Consider the following 20,614-nt stretch of genomic DNA (forward strand, 5'->3'; position numbering starts at 1 on the left):
TTTTAGAAAGGATAGACTATATGCAAGAAGTAACAACCAAAGAGCAGATTCAGGATGAGCTTAATGGGCATGAAATGGTAGTACTCTATTTTACCGGAAGTACATGTGGAGCCTGTCAGGCGATTCGTAGCAAGTTAGAAGCTATGCTTAGGACGTATCCTTATGTGAAAGGGATAGAGGTAAATGGAGCGAAGTGGCCTCATATTGCAGCAGACTATGGCGTATTTACTTTACCTATATTTATTTTATTTGTTAGAGCCAAAGAAGTGGTAAGAGAAAGTAAACATGTAAATCTTTTAAATTTTGAGGAAAGAATTTTACGTTATCAATCTATGTTAGAAGAATAGGTGATAGAAGATGTATGAGACATTAAATTTAAGAATATAATTTTGTATCAGGATAGAGAAGAGTTGATACAATGAAGGAGTTTCATACAAGCACATGGTATTTGGGGACGGAGATGCCTTATTACAAGAAAGGCATTCCGGAGGAATCACCACCTAAAGGATACTATCCTATTTATGTGAATCATTTAGGTAGGCATGGGTCAAGGTATGTGACAAGTCCTAATCAAGCAGAAGTACTTTATAGTACCTTAGATGAAGCAGATAGCCGAAATCAACTTACCCAATCAGGATGTATACTCAAAAAGCAAATAGGTGATTTTCTTGCTTTATCAGAGGGGAAGTATGGACTTTTGACACCACTTGGCGTAAAGGAAGAGCAGGGTATTGCTAGGCGTATGTACGAAAGATTTCCACAGATTTTTGGAAGAGAAGTTAGAGCTGTATCTACTTATGTTACACGTGCTAAGCAAAGTATGGAGGCTTTTTTAGAAGAGCTGGCTAAGTATACGCCTTCTAATAATTTTGTTGCCTTGAGCAATGGTGAGATAGATCCTATTTTAAGATTTTTTGATTTAAACCTAGCTTATTTAAATTATAAAGAAAATGGAAAGTGGAAAGACTCCCTTAGAAAGTTTGAAGAGAGAAAAAATATTTCTATGCCTTTTATGGCACAATTTTTTAAATCAAGTTATAAGCTAAGACAGGAAGAGGCTTTAGAGTTAGGAACAAGTTTATATACCATCTATGCTAATACTTTTAACTTAACAGTAGATTTAGGGATAAATAGATATTTTGATGATAAAATACTTTATTATTATTGGGAAAATGCAAATCTAAGAAATTTCTTAGAAAAAGGTCCCAGTTATAGAGGAGAAGATTTACCTACCAATATTGCTTTTGCACTTTTAGAAGACTTTCTAAAGACTTCGGAGCAGGCCTTGCAAACAGGAAATGTATCTGCTGATTTAAGGTTTGCACATGCTGAAACACTTATTCCTTTTGCAAGTTTGCTAAAGTTATGTTGCTGCTCTAAGCAGACTGATCATATAAGTAAAGTGGCCAAGATTTGGTGTGATAGTCAGGTAGCACCTATGGCAGGCAATATACAATGGATATTTTATAAGTCTTCGCATCAAGGAACTATTTTAGTGAAAATGCTTTATAATGAGGAGGTTATGACTCTCCCTATTCGGCCTTATTGTAAACCTTATTATTTATGGGAGGATGTCAAAGCTTTCTATTGGTATGTGATTAGTAAGCTTCATATACCCCAAGTAGGGAGTATTACAGAACAAGTAAAGTATTATACTGTAAGGTAAAGGAGAAGAAAAACGTTTGTGAAAAAAGAAGATTTAAAAAAGAATAAATTACTTAAAAAGCAGCTACAGAAAATAGAGAAGAAAGAAACTAAGATATTGGAGAAAAAGGAATTTAAGTTTGTAAAAGAAAAAATTGCACCTATTCAAGAAAAGATAGAAGAGAAAATTCCAAAGAAGCTTGAACAGACCTTAGAGGCTGCTTTTGAATCCGGTTTTAAGCTAGTATTTGAAAAGGGTATAGGCGTTATAGAGAAAAGCTATAATAAGGAAGATAAACGTGCGGCTTTTGATATTAAGCATTATGCTGTGCAAAGGCAAATGAGTCATAAAAATATTAATAAAATAGATAAGAGTGCTAGTAAGGGTATTTTACTCAATCAGTTACTGACTACAGTAGAAGGTGGTGTGTTAGGGGTACTTGGTATAGGATTGCCAGATATTCCACTCCTTATAGGGATGCTACTTAAAAATATTTATGAAATTAGTTTATCCTATGGTTTTGACTATACAGAAGATAAGGAGAAGCTTTATATTCTTTACTTAATTTGTGCAGGGGTTACCAAAGAAGAAGTGCAGGCTATGTACAATAGGCATCTAGATGAAATTACAAAAGGTGATGAACAGAGGCTAAAGGACACGCAGCATTTAGATGCTGTTATTAAAGAAACTGCACATTGCTTGGCAGAAGCTATGCTTATAGCTAAATTTATACAAGGATTACCTATTGTAGGTGTCGTAGGTGGCTTTTCTAATTTTACCATTATGAAAGATATTAGTGAGATGGCGAAAGTAAAGTACAAAAAGCGCTATTTAAAAGAAAAACTCATAAATTAAAAAACTTAGGTTATAAACCTTTCAGGGATGATTAAATTATCTTTCGGAGGATGTAGAGCTTATACGTATCAAAGCATTTAGCTAGCGAGCAACATAAAGCTTATCTCTAGGAAGTAGGAAGGGGGTAAAAGCAAGGAAAAAGCAAGAAAAAAGTCCTAGAAAGATAAGATTTTTTTGCTATAATAAGAGTATCATTAAAATAAAATAACTTCGGTAGGTGAGGCTACCGTAGGGATATGGATTGTTACCGCGAAATAGTGGAGACACTATGAGTTGGTCAGCAGGAGATGTCGAAACCAAGGCATAACCTAACACAATTTCACCGCCCTACGATGCTAAAGCTTGAACGATGAGATTAGTAAGGATACCCCTTTTTGTCATTGTGATGCTTTGGCAAAGGGGTTTTTTTATGTGCATTTGTTTTAAGGAGGTGAGGAAAATGGAAGCAGGAAGTAGTAGTATAGGCACGGGATCGGATAATGGTAGGAGAAAGATTCCATTTTCCTGCCGTATAATTTTAAAACTGAATATTTCGCTATTTAAATAACTGAGTTATCGGATTTCGTGTCTTTCCAAATCTAAATTTATTTCAAGAAAATGATTGGGGGATAAAGACATGAAAAAAAGCATTTTAAGAAGACAAAAAGCAAGAATAGTTGATAGAAAAGAATTGCAGGCTATTAGCATAAATAAATGGCTATTAAATGTAGCAGGTAAAAATAAGGAAATTGTTTTAGAGAACTTTAATACTTCTCTAAATGGACTTGATGAGCTGCAAGTTACAAAACTAAGGGAGGAATGGGGAGATAATAAAATTACTCATGAGCAAAAAAATTCTTTAGCGAAGAGATTTGCAACAGCATTTATTAATCCCTTTACTATTGTACTATTTGTATTAGCAACGATTTCAGTTTTTACAGATATTATTCTTGCAGGACAAGGAGAAGCAGATTTTACAACAGTAATCATTGTTTTAACCATGGTTACTATTAGTGGTACACTTCGTTTTGTTCAAGAAACAAGGTCAAGTAAAGATGCAGAGCAATTAAGTGCAATGGTTAAAATAACTACCTGCGTACAAAGAAAGCGAGTGGGTAAAGTAGAGATACCACTTGAGGAAGTAGTACATGGAGATATCGTGTGTCTATCAGCAGGTGATATGGTACCAGCTGATATGAGGATTATAGAAGCGAAAGATTTATTTATAAGTGAATCAGCTCTTACAGGAGAAAGTGAACCAGTAGAAAAGATAGAGGAGATTAGAAGAGATATACAATATAAAACACCAATGGAATGTCCTAATTTAGCGTTTATGGGGACAAATGTCATAAGTGGTACAGCTTTAGGTGTTGTAGTAGCTACTGGTGACCATACTCTATTTGGAAATTTATCAAAGACTATTATTGAAACGAAAACAGAATCTAACTTTGAGCGTGGGGTGAATTCAGTTTCATGGCTTTTAATTAGATTTATGATGATTATGGCACCCGTTGTACTATTTGTAAATGGATTTACAAAAGGGGATTGGATGGAGGCAATACTGTTTGCTCTATCTGTAGCGGTAGGATTAACACCTGAAATGCTACCTATGATTGTTACAACAAGCTTAGCTAAGGGTTCAATTGAAATGGGAAAAAAGAAAACGATTGTAAAAAACCTTAATGCTATTCAAAACTTTGGAGCTATGGATATTTTGTGTACAGACAAAACGGGAACCTTGACACAAGATAAAGTGGTTTTAGAATATCATCTTGATATTCATGGCAATGAAGATGAACGCGTTTTAAGACATGCATTTATGAATGCCTATTATCAAACAGGATTAAAGAATTTAATGGATATTGCAATTATTGACTTTGCAGAAAAAATGGGTAAAAAAGATTTATTCACTATTTATAATAAAGTAGATGAAATTCCTTTCGATTTTCAAAGACGTCGTATGAGCGTTGTTTTAGCAGATGAGAAGGGAAAAACTCAGCTTATCACTAAAGGTGCGGTTGAGGAAATGCTGGGTATAAGTGCCTATGCTGAGTATAAAGGAGAAGTTAAAGCACTTACCAAAGAAATTAAAAAAGAAATTTTAGAAACAGTAGCCAAACTTAATGATTCAGGAATGAGGGTTATAGCTGTAGCTCAAAAAACAAATCCATCAGTAGAAGGTGTATTTTCTATTCAAGATGAGTCAGATATGGTTCTTATGGGTTACTTAGCATTTTTAGATCCACCAAAAGAAAGTACTAAGAAGGCTATAGAATCCTTAAAGGAATATGGAGTAGCAGTAAAAGTTTTAACAGGGGATAATGAAAGAGTTACAAAATCTGTTTGTAAACAAGTAGGATTAAGTACAGATAAAATTGTACTTGGTGGAGAGATTGAAATGATGAGTGATGAAGTGTTAGCACAGGCAGTAGAGAAAAAGCATATCTTTGCTAAGCTTTCACCTCAGCAAAAATCAAGAATTGTAAGAGCGTTAAGAAATAATGGCCATGTTGTTGGCTTTATGGGAGACGGCATTAATGATGCAGCTGCTATGAAGGAGGCAGATGTTGGAATCTCAGTAGATACAGCAGTAGATATTGCTAAAGAATCAGCTGATATTATTCTTTTAGAAAAAGATTTAAATGTGCTGGAAGATGGCGTTATTGAAGGAAGAAAGACCTTTGGTAATATGATTAAGTATATTAAAATGACTGCGAGTTCAAACTTTGGAAATATGTTTTCAGTCTTGGTAGCAAGTGCATTCTTACCATTTCTTCCAATGCGTTCTATTCAGCTTATTGTACTCAATCTTATTTATGATATTTCTTGTATCTCTATACCTTGGGATAACATGGATGAAGATTTTTTAAAGAAACCTAGAAAATGGGATGCTTCATCTATTGGTAAGTTTATGCTATGGATTGGGCCAATCAGTTCAGTATTTGATATTACAACTTATATTTTGATGTTCTTTGTAATTTGTCCAATGGTTTGTGGAGGTTATTATAATGATCCAAGTGTAGATAAAGCCTTATTTATGGCACTTTTTAATGCAGGATGGTTTGTAGAATCTTTATGGTCTCAAACACTTGTTATCCATATGATTCGAACACCTCAAATACCATTTATTCAAAGTAAGGCATCATTGCCAGTAACACTTATTACAACCCTTGCTATATTGGTAGGAACCCTTATTCCTTATACAACAGTAGGAACAGCTCTGGGAATGTATAGGATGCCACATGTTTATTTTGTATGGTTAATAGGTACTATACTCTGCTATATGATATTAGCCACCTTATTAAAGAAATTGTATGTAAGAAAATATGGTGAATTACTTTAATAGGATGGAGTGAGAAAAATGAATAAAAAAGCTTTAGTAATATCTATAGATCAAAAACTATGTGAATGGCTCTACCACCAGCTTAAAGAAGGTAATAACGATATTGAAGCTGCTAATGATTTATTAGAAGGGCTTAGTGGATTAAAGGAAAATGAGTATGGTTCATTAATTATAAATAAGATAGATGCTATGTCTTATGAGGGGGAAAAAGTAGAAAAAATAAAATGTGGTGATTTACTAATAGATGGTGCCAATCGAAGTGTTTATTATAGAGATCAAATTATACAACTTACACCAAAAGAGTTTGATATTCTTTATCTTTTAGCAAGTAATAAAGGGAAGGTTTATTCAAAACATCAGATTTATAATAGTGTCTGGAAAGAGAGCTATACCTTTGATGATAGTAATATTATGGCCCATATAAGAAAGCTAAGAAAAAAAATTGAGCCTAATCCAAAGAATCCCATATTCATACTTACTGTCTGGGGAGTTGGCTATAAATGTAGTAGCAACATAGAGTAGAAAAAACAGTGCTTTTAAAGGGTATAAACCTTATAGATGTTGAAGCTTTTAGCGAGTGGTAGTATAATGCTTATACATCAAAAATATGTAATGAGGAAATAAGATGAATAAAAGAGATACATGGCAGTATCGTATGATATGGTATACCTATAAGCACAAAGCAGTTTTAGTAGAGGAAGTAGAAAGAAGATTTGTGGAGCTTATCCATCAGCTATGTGATGAGCTATGTATACAGGTAGAGCATATAAAGTTAAAACCTGATACATTTTCTTTACTTATTAGCTCAAAAAAACAGCTTAATATTACTAAAATACTTAAAAATATGCAGAAGAAAACCTACAAATCTTTAAGCAAAAAGTTTACTCAGCTTAAAAGTACAGAGGGAGATTTGTGGGATAAGACGTACGTAATAACAAGTATAAATCAAAATCCTTCAGAGGTAGACATTAGGATTGAAAAGATTTTTGATCATTTATGGTCAGCAGAGTACTATGATTTAGATGAAGGTGTAACGGATGATCTAGATGTTTTTAAAATGTATTTAGCTCATAGAAACTTAGGTATTATAGATTATGGAGAGAGTGTTTTCTTAGTAGATGTGCAGGCACTTAATACAGAGATTAATCTAAATTGTTTTGAGTGTACTAAAATCCATAAGTATGGATGCTGCTCCGGTAGTCCTTGTGATTTAAGTGTTAAAAATAGAAAAATGTTTATACAGCATATGCCTAATATAATAGAAGAAATGAAAAAGTTAGATGAAAGTTACTATAAGAAAGTAGAAGCGTTAGGTGGTTTTTTAGGAGAAAAAGGTTCTATTCGTGAATGTGAGGGACGTTGCTCTTTATTGGTAGAGCATGAAGGGGTCTGGAAATGCCTAGCCCATAAGTATGCATTGGAGCAGCATATTCCTAGTTATGATTTATGCCCTTTATCTTGTTTAATGTATCCTTTAGAAATCATAGAACTGATTACAGATAAGCAGAAAAAAATTATTTTGCTTACTTCAGCTTTGGATGAAGTTTTTGCAAAAGAATATGGTAGATGGGGAAGTTATAAGGATTTGGATGTAGAGCTTAGATGTATTCATAAAGAAGCGCATAATCATTTATTTAAGGAAGAAGATTATAGACCAGTTTATCAAGTCAATAAAAATTTACTTATTCATGAATTTGGTCAAGAAGTGTATGAAGGAATAGAAGAAATTATTGATTAGCAAATAACCTAGAACTTAAATAAATTTTTAAGTTTTAGGTTATTTTATTATGCAAAAGTAACTGACTAATTCTAGAAAATAGTAAAAATTCAAACTATATGTATAAGATATTGAATTAAAATAGGGTCTGTTTAACAGTAAAATGAATATAAGTTGATTAAGATAATCGGCTTATTTAAACAATGGGGGTGAAGCTTTTGAGTGATAAATTACTTGTCATGGAGGGAATAGATAAATCATTTCCAGGTGTACGTGCTTTAGATCATTGTAGGTTGGAGTTAAATGCTGGGGAAGTGTTAGCACTGGTAGGTGAAAATGGTGCAGGAAAATCAACGCTTATGAAGATTCTAACAGGTGTCTATACCAAAGATGCAGGAAGAATTATTTATAAGGGAGAAGAAGTAGATATTTCTAGTACAAAAGTTGCACAGGGGCTAGGCATTAGCATTATCCATCAAGAATTGAACTTAGCGCCCCACTTGACTGCTGCTCAAAATATCTTTATAGGAAGAGAATTTATGGGAATGGGAAAGCTGTTTGTAGATGATAAAGTTGCAAACAAAAAGGCACAAGAGATTTTCGATAGGATGAACCTTGACCTAGACCCAAAAGTAAAGGTAGGTACACTAACTGTTGCTAAACAGCAAATGGTAGAGATTGCAAAAGCGCTCTCTTTTGAATCTTCTATTTTAATTATGGATGAGCCTACTGCTGCACTGACAGATACAGAAATAGAGGAGCTTTTTAAAATTATTAAAGACTTAAAGGCTAAAGGGGTTGCCATTGTCTATATTTCGCACAGGATGGAAGAATTAAAGAAAATTAGTGACCGTATTACGATTATGCGTGATGGTTGCTATGTAAATACTGTTAATACAAAGGATGTAAGCCTTGATGAAATTATCAGTATGATGGTAGGACGTACTATTTACCATAATCCTAGAGGAAGTAGTAAAAATAGTAAAGGAGAAGTTGTATTAGAGGTCAAAAATCTTAATAGGGGCAAAACTATAAAAGACGTAAGCTTCAAGTTACATAAAGGAGAAATTTTAGGGTTTGCAGGACTTATGGGAGCTGGAAGAACAGAAGTAGCGAGAGCCATATTTGGTGCAGATAAACTAGAGAGTGGTAAAATTTTGATTAAAGGAAAAGAAGTTAAAGTTCGCCAGCCTAAAGATGCTGTAGAACATGGCGTAGGTTATCTTTCAGAAGATAGAAAACGTTATGGACTTACAATTAGTGAAACAGTAGAAGAGAATGTATCTCTTGCCAGTGTAGAGAAGTTTACAAAGTATGGATTTACAAATTTTAAAACCATTACACAGCTTACTAATGACTACATTAATAAATTAGCTATAAAGACACCAAGTAGTAGACAGATAGTAAAAAATTTGTCAGGTGGTAATCAGCAAAAAGTTGTTATTGCAAAATGGCTTTTAAAAGACTGTGATGTACTCATTTTTGATGAACCTACACGTGGAATTGATATTGGTGCTAAGAGTGAAATCTATAATTTACTATCTGAGCTTGTACAGGAAGGAAAGTCTATTATTATGATTTCCTCAGAGCTTCCAGAAATATTGCGTATGAGTGACCGTGTCATTGTTATGTGTGAAGGGAGAGTGACAGGTGAACTTGCTATAGAAGACGCTAATCAAGAAAGTATCATGAAATATGCAACGAATAGAGAAAATTAAAGGGGGATTAGGAATGGCCAATTTAAATATACTTGTTAACCAAGAAAAAACTGAAAAAAAAGGATTAGGAAACTTTTTAAATGGTACAGCTGCACAAAAAGTATTAGCGTTTGCCGCACTTATTATTTTATTTATATTCTTTTCATTAGCATCAGAATTCTTTTTAACAGCTAATAATGTTATTTCTATTATATTGGCAACTTGTGTAAATGGTATTTTAGCTTTAGGTGTAACTTTTATCATTATTACTGGAGGAATTGACCTATCATTAGGAACGGTTATGACCTTTTCTTCAGTTATGGCTGCAGTAAGTATTAGTAATTGGGGATTACCACTTTGGGCAGGCTGTATTATTGCCGTTGTAACAGGAGCATTTTGTGGATGTGTTACAGGTACACTTATTTCAAAACTTAAGTTGCCACCATTTATTGCAACACTTGGGATGATGATGGTAACAAAAGGCTTATCTTTAGTTATCTCAGACGCAGCGCCTGTATACTTTCCAGATAAAACACCGGAAAATCCTAGTGCATTTGTATTTAGAGATATTGCTTTAGGAAATGGTGTTCAATTTGGTGATGTTGTTATTCCTAATGCAGTATGGATTTTCTTAGCAATGATTGTTATTGCAAGTATTATCTTAAATAAAACGAAACTTGGTCGTTATGATTTTGCAATTGGGAGTAATGAAGAAGCAACAAGATTATCAGGGGTTAACGTTAATGCATGGAAAATTGCTATCTACACACTTGGTGGTGCTTTTGTAGGTATTGCAGGTATTGTTATGGCATCTCGTTTAGGGTCAGCACAACCAGCTCTTGGTCAAGGTTATGAGCTGGATGCAATTGCTGCTGTAGTTATTGGAGGAACTTCTCTTAGTGGTGGTTCTGGAACAATCTTAGGAACAGTTATTGGCGCGTTTATTATGAGTACGCTTACAAATGGTTTAAAGGTTATGGCTGTGCCACAACAGTGGCAGACAGTTATCATTGGTGGGGTACTAATTGTATCTGTATTACTCGACTTAATGCGTAGAAAACAGAAAAACTGATTCTAGATTCTCGAAAGAGGATGAAGAATAGAAGAGTATTTAAACAATAAGGGAGGAAATAGATATGAGGATTAAAAAATTATTAGTATTAGGATTAAGTGTGGCAATGGCTATGGGCGTTATGACAGGATGTTCAACAGATAAGCCAGCTCCAAAAGATGAGCAAAAAACAGAAACCTCTAAACAAGAAGAAAAAACAGAGGAAAAGGTAGAAGAAAAAAACGAAGAGAAAACAGAGGGAGAAGCGGAAATTGTCATTCCAGTCGTATCAAAAGGATTCCAGCATCAATTCTGGCAAGCAGTTAAAATGGGAGCTGAACAAGCAGCTGAAGAGTTAGGTGTAAGCATTACTTTTGAAGGACCAGAAACGGAAGATCAAATTGATAAGCAACTTGAAATGTTACAAGCAGCATTAGCTAAGAATCCACAAGCAATTTGTTTAGCTGCGCTTGATTCAAAAGCAGCTACACCATACCTTGAGCAAGCAGATGCAGCTGGTATTCCTGTAATTGGTTTTGACTCAGGAGTAGATAGCCCTATTGTAAAAACAACGTGTGCTACAGATAACTATGCAGCAGCTGCTGCAGCAGCACATAAAATGGCAGAGCTTATAGGTGGTGAAGGTAAGGTAGGTCTTGTTGTGCATGGTCAAACAAGCCAATCAGCAAAAGATAGACGTGATGGTTTCATGGATACAATGAAAAATGAATATCCAAATATTACAGTCTTAGAACCACAATATGGTGATGGAGACCATGCAAAATCAACAGAAGCAGCAAAAGCTATCATTACAGCGAACCCAGATGTTAAAGGGATTTATGGTGCAAACGAAGGATCTGTAGCAGGTGTTATCAATGCTGTAAAAGAACTTAATCAAGTTGGTAAAATTACAATTGTAGGTTTTGATTCAGGTAAAATTATGATTGATGCGATCAATAGTGGTGTTGCAGCAGGTTCTATTACACAAGATCCAGTAGGTATTGGATATAAAGCTGTTGAAGCAGCTTATAAAGCTTATAAAGGTGAAGAAAACCCAGAATTCATTGATACTGGATTCAAATGGTTTGATAAAACCAATATTGATACACCAGAAATCCAAGCTGTTATTTACGAATAAACCAATTCATAAAGGGGGTATTGCATGAGCAATAGCCCTTTTTATATTACAGGAAAGTTTGATTTTGCTATAATATAAAGAAGACTTTATAGGCGTGTCTTATTATAGGGTGCAAAGTAGCTGAAAGTATTGATTGGAAAGAGTAACAATGATATAATCAAATGAAACAATGAAAAACAAATAAAAACAACATAGCATTGTAAAAGTAGGGGGGGGGAGACATGTTAGCATTAGAGAGGCAACGAAAAATTATAGAACTTATTCAGAGAGAAAAAACAGTTAAAGTTGTACAACTTAGTAAACAGTTTGAAGTAACAGAGGAGACAATTAGAAGAGATTTAGAAAAGCTGGCTAAACAAGGTATTGTCCAAAAAACATATGGTGGTGCACTACTTGTAAGTCGGAGTGAGGAAAAAGAAAAGGATATGGAAGATCCATCCTTTGATCATCGTATAAAAGAAAATGCCACGGGTAAAGAAAAGATAGGAAGAGCTATTGCACGTTTGTTGGGGAATCAGGAGACTATTGCTTTAGATTCAAGTACGACGTGTTTAGAGGTTGCAAAGCAGTTGCCGCAAGATAAGACATTTACCATTATAACAAATAGTGTAAGTGCAATGACTATTCTGAGCCAGTATAAAGGAGTGACGGCTATTTCTACAGGTGGAACACTTAGAAGTACATCTCTCTCCTTAATAGGCCCTACAGCTAAAAGCAATATTTTAAATTATTATGCAGATAAAGCCATTATATCTTGTAAGGGTATTGACCTTAAAAGAGGTGTTATGGAATCTAATGAACTAGAAAAAGAGATAAAGCAAAGCTTCATTGCTGTAGCAAAAGAGGTTATTCTGGCTGTAGACCATGCCAAAATCAATAAGAGTACGATCCATAAATTGATGGAATTAAAAGAAGTAAGTTATATTGTAACAGATGAGCCACTTGATAAAGAGTGGGAAGAAACCTGTGCTAAAAATAAAATCAAAATTATTGTGGCAGAATAAAAATAAGAAATACCACAAAGCAACTTAAAGGTATGAAATAAGTTGTTTTGTGGTATTTTTTTGAATAAAAAAATAAATTTATAATTTAATAAAAATAATATTGAAAAATGTGAGTTGTGGTGGTAGTATAAAACTAATTAAAGAAAAAACAACAAGAAAAAGCACAAAACAAAAAATGGAGGCTAAGTATGTTAGTAAATGAATTTGAAATCAGAAAACAAATGTGTGAAATCGGGCAAAGAGTATACAATAGGGGAATGGTTGCTGCTAATGATGGTAACTTTTCAGTGAGAATTTCACCAAATGAAATTCTTTGTACACCAACAGGAGTAAGTAAAGGATTTATGACACCAAACATGATTTGTAAAGTAGATATGGATGGTAATGTACTTAAAACAGATGGAATTCATAAACCTTCTTCAGAAATTAAAATGCATCTTAGAGTTTATAAATGTAGACCAGACGTAAATTCAGTTGTACATGCACATCCAATGTATGCTACAGCACATGCAATCTGTGGAACACCTTTAACAAAACAAATTATGCCAGAATCTACAATCTTCCTTGGTGAAGTACCAATAGCACCATATGGTATGCCATCTACGCCAGAGATTCCAGATGCTATTGAACCATTCTTTAGTAGTTATGATGCAGTACTTCTTGAAAATCATGGTGCATTAGCATGGGGTATAGATCTTCTTGGTGCTTACTTCAAAATGGAAGGGTTAGAATTCTATGCACAACTTTCATATATTACACAAATGATGGGTGGACCAAAAGAGCTTCCAGCGCACGAAGTACAAAGACTTGTAGATCTTAGAAAAGGTATGAATCTTCCAGGTAAACATCCATGTATTGATGGCAACCAAGATTGTGGAGGAGCAGAGAAAACAATATGTGCTAGTGTAAAAGCTGAAACAACAAATGATCAAGACTTAATTGCAAAGATTACAAGAGAAGTTATTACGCAACTTAATAAGTAAATAAGGGGGAATGGCTATGAAGCGTTCTAAAAGAATGCAAGTATTAGATGGTCGCCCTGTCAATCAAGATGGTTTCATTAATGAATGGCCGGAGAAAGGTTTTGTTGCAATGGCAAGTCCATATGATCCGGTAGCTTCTATAAAAATTAAGCATAATCAAGTTGTTGAATTAGATGGAAAGCCAAGAGAAGCCTTCGATTTTATAGACTATTTTATAGCAGATCATTACATAGACAAGAATATAGCCCCTAAAAGTATGCAGCTTGAAAGTGTAGAAATAGCAAGAATGCTTGTGGATATTCATGTATCAAGAGAAGAAATTGTTGAAATAGCAAAAGGACTTACACCTAAGAAACTCACAGAGGTGATGGATGAGCTAAATGTAGTAGAAATGATGATGGCTATGCAAAAAATGCGAGCAAGAAGCCATCCTGCTAATCAGGCTCATATTACTAATGCTAAAGATAATCCTGTGTTAATCGCTGCAGATGCAGCTGAAGGAGCTTTAAGAGGTTTTAGAGAGGAAGAAACAACTGTAGGGATTGCAAGATATGCACCGTTTACAGCCATTGGTCTTCTAGTCGGCTCACAAGTAGGCGCAAAAGGTGTACTCACACAGTGTGCAGTAGAGGAAGCAGTAGAGTTAGAACTTGGTATGAGAGGATTAACTACTTATGCAGAAACTATTTCTGTTTATGGCACAGAAAAAGTGTTCATAGATGGAGATGATACACCATTTTCAAAGGCTTTCTTAGCATCAGCTTATGCATCACGTGGTCTTAAGATGAGATATACTTCTGGTACAGGATCAGAAGTACTTATGGGTAATGCGGAACAAAAGTCTATGCTTTATCTAGAAACAAGGTGCTTGATGGTGACAAAAGGAGCTGGTGTACAAGGTATTCAGAATGGAGCAGTAAGCTGTGTTGGAATCACTTCATCGGTTCCATCAGGCGTAAGAGCAATCTTAGCAGAAAACCTTATTGCAGCAATCCTAGACTTAGAAGTTGCTTCAAGTAATGATCAGACCTTCTCTCACTCAGATATTAGAAGAACTGCAAGGATGCTTATGCAAATGCTACCGGGTACAGATTTTATTTTCTCGGGATACAGTGGTACTCCTAATAAGGATAATATGTTTGCAGGTTCTAACTTTGATGCAGAAGACTTTGATGACTATAATGTTCTTCAACGTGATCTAAAGGTAGATGGTGGCCTTAGACCTGTCAAAGAAGAAGATGTGATACAGGTAAGGAATAGAGCAGCAAAAGCTATGCAGGTAATTTTTAAAGAGCTTGGGTTTCCACCAGTAACCGATGAAGAAGTAGAAGCTATTACTTATGCACATTCAAGCGATGATGTTAGAGATAGAGATACAGTAGCAGATCTTGCTGCTATTGATGAGATGATGAAAAAGAAAGTAACAGGTGTGGAGATTATTAAAGCACTTCACAAGGGTGGCTTTAGTGATGTAGCCGAAAGTCTTCTTAATATGTTTAAACAGCGTATTACAGGAGATTACCTTCATACTGCAGCTATTTTGGATGAACAGTTTAAAGTCCAGAGTGCAGTGAATTTCCCTAATCAATATAAAGGGCCAGGAACAGGGTATAAGATGAGTAAAGAAAGATGGGAAGAAATTAAAAAGATCCCTCATATCATCTCACCTGATGCACTGTAGGAGGTGAAGGCATGCAACTTACAGATCAGCAAATACAAAATGTGGTCAAAAAAGTCGTGGATGAAATGAATCAAAAAATGCAAGGAAGAAGTTCTGGTACGTGGCTGCAAGAAGGTAGTCAGGCTATAAAAGGGCATAACCCAAAAGAAGTAGGAATTGGTATAGGACCAGCTTTTGGAAAGAAGATTCATCATACAATAAACGGGTTAAATGTGGTAGATGTATTAAAAGAAATCATGGCAGGTATAGAAGAGGAAGGTATGATTCCTAAAGTTGTGAGAGTTCTAAGAACTTCAGATGTGTGCTTTATGGGGAATGATACAGCTAAGCTCATGGGATCAGGAATTGCAATAGGCTTACAATCAAAGGGAACAGCTGTGATTCATCAAAAAGATCTTTATCCGCTTACAAATTTGGAACTTTTTCCACAAGCACCACTACTTACTTTAGAATTGTACAGAATCATTGGTAAGAATGCAGCTAAATATGCAAAAGGCGAGAGAGTAATACCTATTGCTACTCAAAATGACCCAATGGTAAGGCCTAAATATCAAGTGAAGGCGGCACTCATGCATACAGTTGAGACCGAATTAGTAAGAGATCGTGCAGAGCCTATAGAAGTGCATGTTATGGAATCATAAGGAGGGATCTGCTTGGAGTTATATCCACTTATAGAAAAAAGACCTGAATTAATTAAAACCAAGACGGGTAAAAATTTAGAAGATATTACAATGGAACAAGTAATTAAAGGGGATATAGGTATTGAAGATCTTTCTATTTCAAAGGATACATTAATTTTGCAGGCAAAGGTAGCTTTAGATCAAGGAAAGGTACAGCAAGCTGAAAATTTTGTAAGAGCTTCTGAACTTATTGGTGTACCTGATGCAAAAATATTAGAAATCTATAATAGGCTAAGACCCTATAGATCCACCGAGGCGCAGCTTCAAACTATTATTAAAATGCTTCAAGAAGAGTATGATGCACCTTTATGTGCAGCTTTTGTAGAAGAGACATTAGAGGTATATAAAAAACGAAACATTCTTGCTAAGGAATAGGTGAGCTTATGAGAGTAGCAGGGGTTGATATTGGTAATTCTACAACGGAAGTATGTATTGCTACATTAGGGTTAAAGGAAGAACTTGTATTTGAAAGCAGTGCCTTAGTACCTACTACAGGTATGAAGGGGACCCTGCACAATATTAGAGGCATTAAGGAAGTTCTTCAAGAAGCGCTAAGAAAAATAAATAAAAATGTAAAAGACGTCGATTTGATTCTCTTAAATGAGGCTGCCCCTGTTATCGGGGATATGGCAATGGAGACAATCACACAGACTATCATTACAGAATCCACTATGATCGGACATAATCCCAATACACCAAGTGGAGAGGGTTTAGGAAAAGGTAAGACTGTTTTGCTTGAAGAACTGCAAGATACATATGAAGATGAGGACTACATTGTGATTATAGGGAGTCATATAGGTTATCAAGAAGCAGCAAAGTTGATTAATGCATCAAGACACTCTATAAAGGGTGCAATTGTCCAAAAAGATGAAGCAGTTCTTATTTATAATAGGCTTAAGTATCCTATACCTATAATAGATGAGGTAAAGTTTATTCATAAAATTCCTTTAGGTAACACCTGTGTTATAGAAGTAGCATCTGAAGGCGGTACAATTCAAACACTTTCAAATCCGTATGGCATTGCTAACCTTTTTAATCTTACACCTGAGGAAACAAGAAGGATCATTCCTATTGCAAAAAGTCTTATTGGCACCAGATCAGCTGTCGTTATTAGGAGTCCAAAAGGTCAGGTGGAAGAAAAAGAAATACCGGCTGGAACGCTTACAATCTACTTTGTAGATGGGACTAAACGTATGGTGGATGTAGATAGAGGTAGCGAAGAAATGATGCATGCAATAGATAGTGATCAAGAGATCTTAGATATGGCCGGCACTAAGGAAAGTAATATTGGTCATATGATTGAACATATGAAAGAGGAAATAGGAAAGTTATCTAAAAGTGCCAATGTTCATATTCAAGATGCTTTAGCTGTAGATGTTCTTGTACCTATGAGTGTAGAAGGTGCGCTAGCCGGAGAGATTAGTATGGAAAGAGCCGTTGCACTAGCTGCTATGGTTAAATCTAAAGGGCTTCCTATGCAGGAACTTGCTAAGACTTTAGAAGATGATATAGGAGTCACAACACAAGTTGCTGGAGTAGAAGGTGTTATGGCCTCTTTAGGAGCCCTTACTACGAAGGGAACTACCTTTCCATTAGTCATACTTGACTTAGGGGGAGGTTCTACAGACGCTGCCATTTTAGAAGAAACAGGTGAAGTCAAAGTCACTCACTTAGGTGGAGCAGGTAATTTTATTACAATGTTAATCAATACAGAATTAGGGCTGGAAAATCTATCTGTAGCAGAAGATATTAAGAGATATCCTCTTGCTAAGGTAGAAAGTCTCTTTCATATACGCCTTGAAACAGGTGAGGTCAAGTTTTTTGGTCAACCTCTATCACCTAAGATATTTGGAAAAGTTGTAATTTGTAAAGAAAAAGACTTTATCCCAATAGAAACAAAACATAGCTTAGAAAAAATAGTCACAATTAGGAAAGAAGCCAAAAGAAAAGTATTTATACAAAATGCTTTAAGAGCACTAAAAAGTGTGGCTAAAGGTAATGATTTGACTCAAATTCCAAACGTAGTACTAGTAGGCGGAAGTGCAATGGATTTTGAAATACCACAAATGCTTCTAGAGTATTTAACTCCCTATGGTATTGTAGTTGGTAAAGGTGAAATAAGAGGAGTAGAAGGACCAAGAAATGCTGTAGCAACAGGTTTGGTACTTTCGAAAGTAAAAGTCCTATGATAAAACCTACAATTGTTATAAAAATAGATAATCACTTAGACAATCAAATACTTATAGAAATTTTAGCCGGAATAGAAGAAGAGAGTGTGCTAGCTGAGGTAGTGACGGAAAAATCTTTTAAACCAGCTCATTTATTAGCACAGGAGGCAGCAGAAGCAAGTCAGCTTGAAGTGGGAATAGGAATTTGTAAAAGCCAGGCAGTGCTTACAACTCATAAATTAAGAGGTAAGGCCTTATTGCATACAAATACAGATTATAGAACACTAGGGCAGAATGCTGCCAGGTATGTAAAAGGAAATAGTTTTACTCAGATGATAGGAGGAGAGCTATGAAGGTTTATACCAAAACAGGAGATAATGGGGAGACCAGTCTTTTAGACGGTACAAGAGTACCTAAGGATCACCCCTATATTCAGGCATTGGGAACAATAGATGAACTAACAAGTCATCTAGGAAAGATTAAAAGTCAGATTAAAGAAGAGCAAGTTGTAGATGAACTCCATTATATCCAGAAAAGACTCATTATCGTTATGGGGATTGTCGCAGGCTACGATAAAGCTGAAGCAGAAAGTATAGAAATAGATATAGAAAATATAGAAAGAAGTATTGATGACTATGAATCGAAGTCTCATGAATTTCAAGGTTTTATATTACCAGGTAAAACGCCCCTTTCAGCAGATATAGATATTGCTAGAACAGTTGCAAGAAGAGCAGAGAGACTCCTTATTACTTGTAAAGGTGTTGAAGGCGTTGTAAAGCGCTATATCAATAGATTATCTGATTATCTTTTCATGTTAGCAAGATACATAGAGGAAAATCCAATATTAAATTTAGAAACATTGAACTTAGAGGTAGCCAATCAGGTAATAGAAATGGTTATAAAAAAAGCCAAAGAGAAGGGGATAAAAGTAGTAGTAGCCCTTGTTAAAGAAGGTGGAAGACCAATAAGTATGCAGGCTATGGATGAGGCTTTTGTTATTAGCTATGAACTAGCTATTAAAAAGGCATTTTCTGCAGTAGCCTTGCAGATGGGAACTCATGAAATCGCTGAACTTGTTAAACAAGGAGCCGATTTTGAGGGGCTTGTTAGCATGCTAGATGAAAAGATTATTACATTAGGTGGTGGCTATCCAATAAAAGTTAATGGAAAAGTAATAGGTGCAATAGGTGTAAGTGGTGGAAGTGCGAGACAAGATATAGAACTTGCCCAGTATGGAGCAGGATTATTTGGAAGAGGGTGAAGAAGTGAACGACGCACAACTAAAAGAAATTGTAGCCAATGTAGTGATGAAAATGAATGGGATAGCTCCAAGTTCTAACCATCACTTAGGGATTTTTGAGGATATGAATGAAGCAATTGCAGCGGCAAAAGTAGCACAAAAGAAGTTACGTCAAATGCCTCTAGAAACACGCGATCAGATTATTGATAAAATCCGTGAGAAAATCATGGCTAATAAAGAAATACTTGCTAGAATGGCTGTTGAAGAAACAGGCATGGGAAAAGTAGGACATAAAATTCTAAAACACGAACTTGTAGCTAAGAAGACACCAGGAACAGAATGTATCAAAATAGATGCTTGGAGCGGTGATCAAGGCCTAACACTTGTAGAAAGAGGACCTTATGGCGTAATTGGTGCTATTACACCATCTACAAATCCATCTGAAACTGTATTCTGCAATGGAATAGGTATGATTGCAGCAGGTAATACAGTCGTATTTAATCCTCATCCAGGTGCTACTAAAACAGCTAACTTTGCAGTAAACCTTATTAATGAGGCTGCAAAAGAAGTAGGAGAGTTTGAAAATCTTGCAGTAAGCATTCGTAAACCAACTTTAGAATCAGGAGACATTTTGTTTAAACATCCAGATATTGATTTACTTGTAGCAACAGGTGGTCCTGGTATAGTTAAAGTCATTTTACAAAGTGGTAAAAAAGGAATGGCAGCAGGCGCAGGCAATCCACCAGTACTTGTAGATGAAACAGCTAATATAAGAAAAGCGGCAGAAGATATTGTAAACGGTGCAAGTTTTGATAACAACCTTCCTTGTATTGCAGAGAAAGAAGTTATTGTAGTAGATGAAGTAGCAGATGAACTCATTTATTATATGTTATCTGAAAATGACTGCTATATGCTAAGAGGAGAAGAAATCAATCGTCTTGCAAATACAGTACTAATTGAAAAAAATGGTAAGTATATGCTTAATCGTGACTTCGTAGGAAGAGATGCATCAGTCATTTTAAAAGCAATTGGAATTGATGCACCAGAGCAAACAAAATGTATTATCTTTGAAGGATGTAAAGAAAATCTTCTGATTAAAGAAGAATTGATGATGCCGATCTTAGGCATTGTTAGAGTAAAAGATGTAGATGAAGGGATAGAGACAGCAGTCCTACTTGAAGGTGGTAATAGGCACTCAGCTCATATGCATTCTTCTAATGTCAACAACTTAACTAAATATGGCAAGGCGTTAGATACAGCTATTTTTGTAAAAAACGCACCGTCTTATGCAGGTATAGGATTTGGTGGTGAAGGTTTTACGACCTTTACAATTGCAAGTAAAACAGGAGAAGGATTAACGAATGCATTAAGCTTTACAAGAGCACGTAGATGCGTTATGTCTAATGCTTTATATATCAGATAGGGGGAGCATG

General features: G+C 35.3%; 18 protein-coding genes and 1 riboswitch. All 18 genes read left to right on the plus strand.

Translation table 11 applies throughout. The features are described 5' to 3' along the window. The first annotated feature begins 20 nt into the window (after positions 1–20). The 18 genes from ACLTBU_RS14375 to ACLTBU_RS14460 all read left to right on the plus strand — a co-directional run bounded on the left by ACLTBU_RS14375 (position 21) and on the right by ACLTBU_RS14460 (position 20,604). Positions 21–347, plus strand: a complete 327-nt coding sequence (locus ACLTBU_RS14375) for a thioredoxin family protein (protein WP_412219595.1) — start codon at positions 21–23, stop codon at positions 345–347. A gap of 113 nt (positions 348–460) precedes the next feature. Then, positions 461–1,666 (plus strand): histidine-type phosphatase, encoded by a 1,206-nt coding sequence (locus ACLTBU_RS14380; RefSeq protein ID WP_412219596.1) that lies wholly within the window; start codon positions 461–463, stop codon positions 1,664–1,666. Between the two features lie 18 nt (positions 1,667–1,684). After that, complete coding sequence (locus tag ACLTBU_RS14385) at positions 1,685–2,500, plus strand: EcsC family protein (protein ID WP_412219598.1); 816 nt, start codon at positions 1,685–1,687, stop codon at positions 2,498–2,500. 202 nt (positions 2,501–2,702) lie between these two features. Further along, positions 2,703–2,861, plus strand: a riboswitch (M-box (ykoK) riboswitch). Between the two features lie 255 nt (positions 2,862–3,116). Beyond that, positions 3,117–5,822 (plus strand): magnesium-translocating P-type ATPase, encoded by a 2,706-nt coding sequence (gene mgtA / locus ACLTBU_RS14390; protein ID WP_412219600.1) that lies wholly within the window; start codon positions 3,117–3,119, stop codon positions 5,820–5,822. Positions 5,823–5,840: 18 nt separating this feature from the next. Beyond that, the gene (locus ACLTBU_RS14395) at positions 5,841–6,344 is read left to right on the plus strand and encodes a winged helix-turn-helix domain-containing protein (protein WP_412181405.1); all 504 of its coding nucleotides are present in this window, start codon (positions 5,841–5,843) and stop codon (positions 6,342–6,344) included. 103 nt (positions 6,345–6,447) lie between these two features. Then, positions 6,448–7,560: a transposase gene (locus tag ACLTBU_RS14400; RefSeq protein ID WP_412219603.1), complete on the plus strand. Its 1,113-nt coding sequence runs from the start codon at positions 6,448–6,450 to the stop codon at positions 7,558–7,560. Positions 7,561–7,742: 182 nt separating this feature from the next. Next, a complete protein-coding gene (locus ACLTBU_RS14405; protein ID WP_412181403.1) occupies positions 7,743–9,257 on the plus strand; it encodes a sugar ABC transporter ATP-binding protein in 1,515 nt (504 codons plus the stop codon). 13 nt (positions 9,258–9,270) lie between these two features. Next, positions 9,271–10,308 (plus strand): ABC transporter permease, encoded by a 1,038-nt coding sequence (locus ACLTBU_RS14410; protein ID WP_412219605.1) that lies wholly within the window; start codon positions 9,271–9,273, stop codon positions 10,306–10,308. Between the two features lie 64 nt (positions 10,309–10,372). After that, positions 10,373–11,425: an ABC transporter substrate-binding protein gene (locus ACLTBU_RS14415; protein ID WP_412219606.1), complete on the plus strand. Its 1,053-nt coding sequence runs from the start codon at positions 10,373–10,375 to the stop codon at positions 11,423–11,425. Between the two features lie 221 nt (positions 11,426–11,646). After that, a complete protein-coding gene (locus tag ACLTBU_RS14420) occupies positions 11,647–12,429 on the plus strand; it encodes a DeoR/GlpR family DNA-binding transcription regulator (protein WP_177671586.1) in 783 nt (260 codons plus the stop codon). Between the two features lie 188 nt (positions 12,430–12,617). Continuing rightward, on the plus strand, positions 12,618–13,412 hold the full coding sequence (locus ACLTBU_RS14425) for a class II aldolase/adducin family protein (RefSeq protein ID WP_412219608.1): 795 nt from the start codon (positions 12,618–12,620) through the stop codon (positions 13,410–13,412). 16 nt (positions 13,413–13,428) lie between these two features. Beyond that, on the plus strand, positions 13,429–15,093 hold the full coding sequence (locus tag ACLTBU_RS14430; protein WP_412219610.1) for a propanediol/glycerol family dehydratase large subunit: 1,665 nt from the start codon (positions 13,429–13,431) through the stop codon (positions 15,091–15,093). Positions 15,094–15,104: 11 nt separating this feature from the next. Next, complete coding sequence (locus ACLTBU_RS14435; RefSeq protein ID WP_412219612.1) at positions 15,105–15,734, plus strand: propanediol/glycerol family dehydratase medium subunit; 630 nt, start codon at positions 15,105–15,107, stop codon at positions 15,732–15,734. Between the two features lie 12 nt (positions 15,735–15,746). Further along, positions 15,747–16,148, plus strand: coding sequence for a diol dehydratase small subunit (locus ACLTBU_RS14440; protein ID WP_412219614.1), 402 nt, complete (start codon positions 15,747–15,749; stop codon positions 16,146–16,148). Between the two features lie 8 nt (positions 16,149–16,156). Further along, entirely contained in the window at positions 16,157–17,962 is a 1,806-nt protein-coding gene (locus ACLTBU_RS14445; protein ID WP_249332560.1) for a diol dehydratase reactivase subunit alpha, read from the plus strand. Then, the gene (locus ACLTBU_RS14450) at positions 17,959–18,294 is read left to right on the plus strand and encodes a glycerol dehydratase reactivase beta/small subunit family protein (protein WP_177671581.1); all 336 of its coding nucleotides are present in this window, start codon (positions 17,959–17,961) and stop codon (positions 18,292–18,294) included. Before ACLTBU_RS14445 ends, ACLTBU_RS14450 begins: the two co-directional genes overlap by 4 nt. Then, entirely contained in the window at positions 18,291–19,202 is a 912-nt protein-coding gene (locus ACLTBU_RS14455) for a cob(I)yrinic acid a,c-diamide adenosyltransferase (protein WP_177671580.1), read from the plus strand. The genes ACLTBU_RS14450 and ACLTBU_RS14455 overlap by 4 nt, the downstream gene beginning before the upstream one ends. Beyond that, a complete protein-coding gene (locus ACLTBU_RS14460) occupies positions 19,174–20,604 on the plus strand; it encodes an aldehyde dehydrogenase family protein (protein ID WP_334299080.1) in 1,431 nt (476 codons plus the stop codon). The genes ACLTBU_RS14455 and ACLTBU_RS14460 overlap by 29 nt, the downstream gene beginning before the upstream one ends. Positions 20,605–20,614 lie beyond the last annotated feature (10 nt).

Origin of the sequence: Zhenhengia sp., assembly GCF_046966505.1 — a bacterium.
Classification (GTDB): domain Bacteria; phylum Bacillota; class Clostridia; order Lachnospirales; family Cellulosilyticaceae; genus Zhenhengia; species Zhenhengia yiwuensis.

Coding starts and splice junctions, on each gene's coding strand:
- ACLTBU_RS14375 (WP_412219595.1), top strand. CDS start 21: ATGCAAGAAGTAACAACCAAAGAGCAGATTCAGGATGAGCTTAATGGG.
- ACLTBU_RS14380 (WP_412219596.1), top strand. CDS start 461: ATGCCTTATTACAAGAAAGGCATTCCGGAGGAATCACCACCTAAAGGA.
- mgtA (WP_412219600.1), top strand. CDS start 3,117: ATGAAAAAAAGCATTTTAAGAAGACAAAAAGCAAGAATAGTTGATAGA.
- ACLTBU_RS14395 (WP_412181405.1), top strand. CDS start 5,841: ATGAATAAAAAAGCTTTAGTAATATCTATAGATCAAAAACTATGTGAA.
- ACLTBU_RS14400 (WP_412219603.1), top strand. CDS start 6,448: ATGAATAAAAGAGATACATGGCAGTATCGTATGATATGGTATACCTAT.
- ACLTBU_RS14405 (WP_412181403.1), top strand. CDS start 7,743: ATGGGGGTGAAGCTTTTGAGTGATAAATTACTTGTCATGGAGGGAATA.
- ACLTBU_RS14410 (WP_412219605.1), top strand. CDS start 9,271: ATGGCCAATTTAAATATACTTGTTAACCAAGAAAAAACTGAAAAAAAA.
- ACLTBU_RS14415 (WP_412219606.1), top strand. CDS start 10,373: ATGAGGATTAAAAAATTATTAGTATTAGGATTAAGTGTGGCAATGGCT.
- ACLTBU_RS14420 (WP_177671586.1), top strand. CDS start 11,647: ATGTTAGCATTAGAGAGGCAACGAAAAATTATAGAACTTATTCAGAGA.
- ACLTBU_RS14425 (WP_412219608.1), top strand. CDS start 12,618: ATGTTAGTAAATGAATTTGAAATCAGAAAACAAATGTGTGAAATCGGG.
- ACLTBU_RS14430 (WP_412219610.1), top strand. CDS start 13,429: ATGAAGCGTTCTAAAAGAATGCAAGTATTAGATGGTCGCCCTGTCAAT.
- ACLTBU_RS14435 (WP_412219612.1), top strand. CDS start 15,105: ATGCAACTTACAGATCAGCAAATACAAAATGTGGTCAAAAAAGTCGTG.
- ACLTBU_RS14445 (WP_249332560.1), top strand. CDS start 16,157: ATGAGAGTAGCAGGGGTTGATATTGGTAATTCTACAACGGAAGTATGT.
- ACLTBU_RS14450 (WP_177671581.1), top strand. CDS start 17,959: ATGATAAAACCTACAATTGTTATAAAAATAGATAATCACTTAGACAAT.
- ACLTBU_RS14455 (WP_177671580.1), top strand. CDS start 18,291: ATGAAGGTTTATACCAAAACAGGAGATAATGGGGAGACCAGTCTTTTA.
- ACLTBU_RS14460 (WP_334299080.1), top strand. CDS start 19,174: ATGGAGCAGGATTATTTGGAAGAGGGTGAAGAAGTGAACGACGCACAA.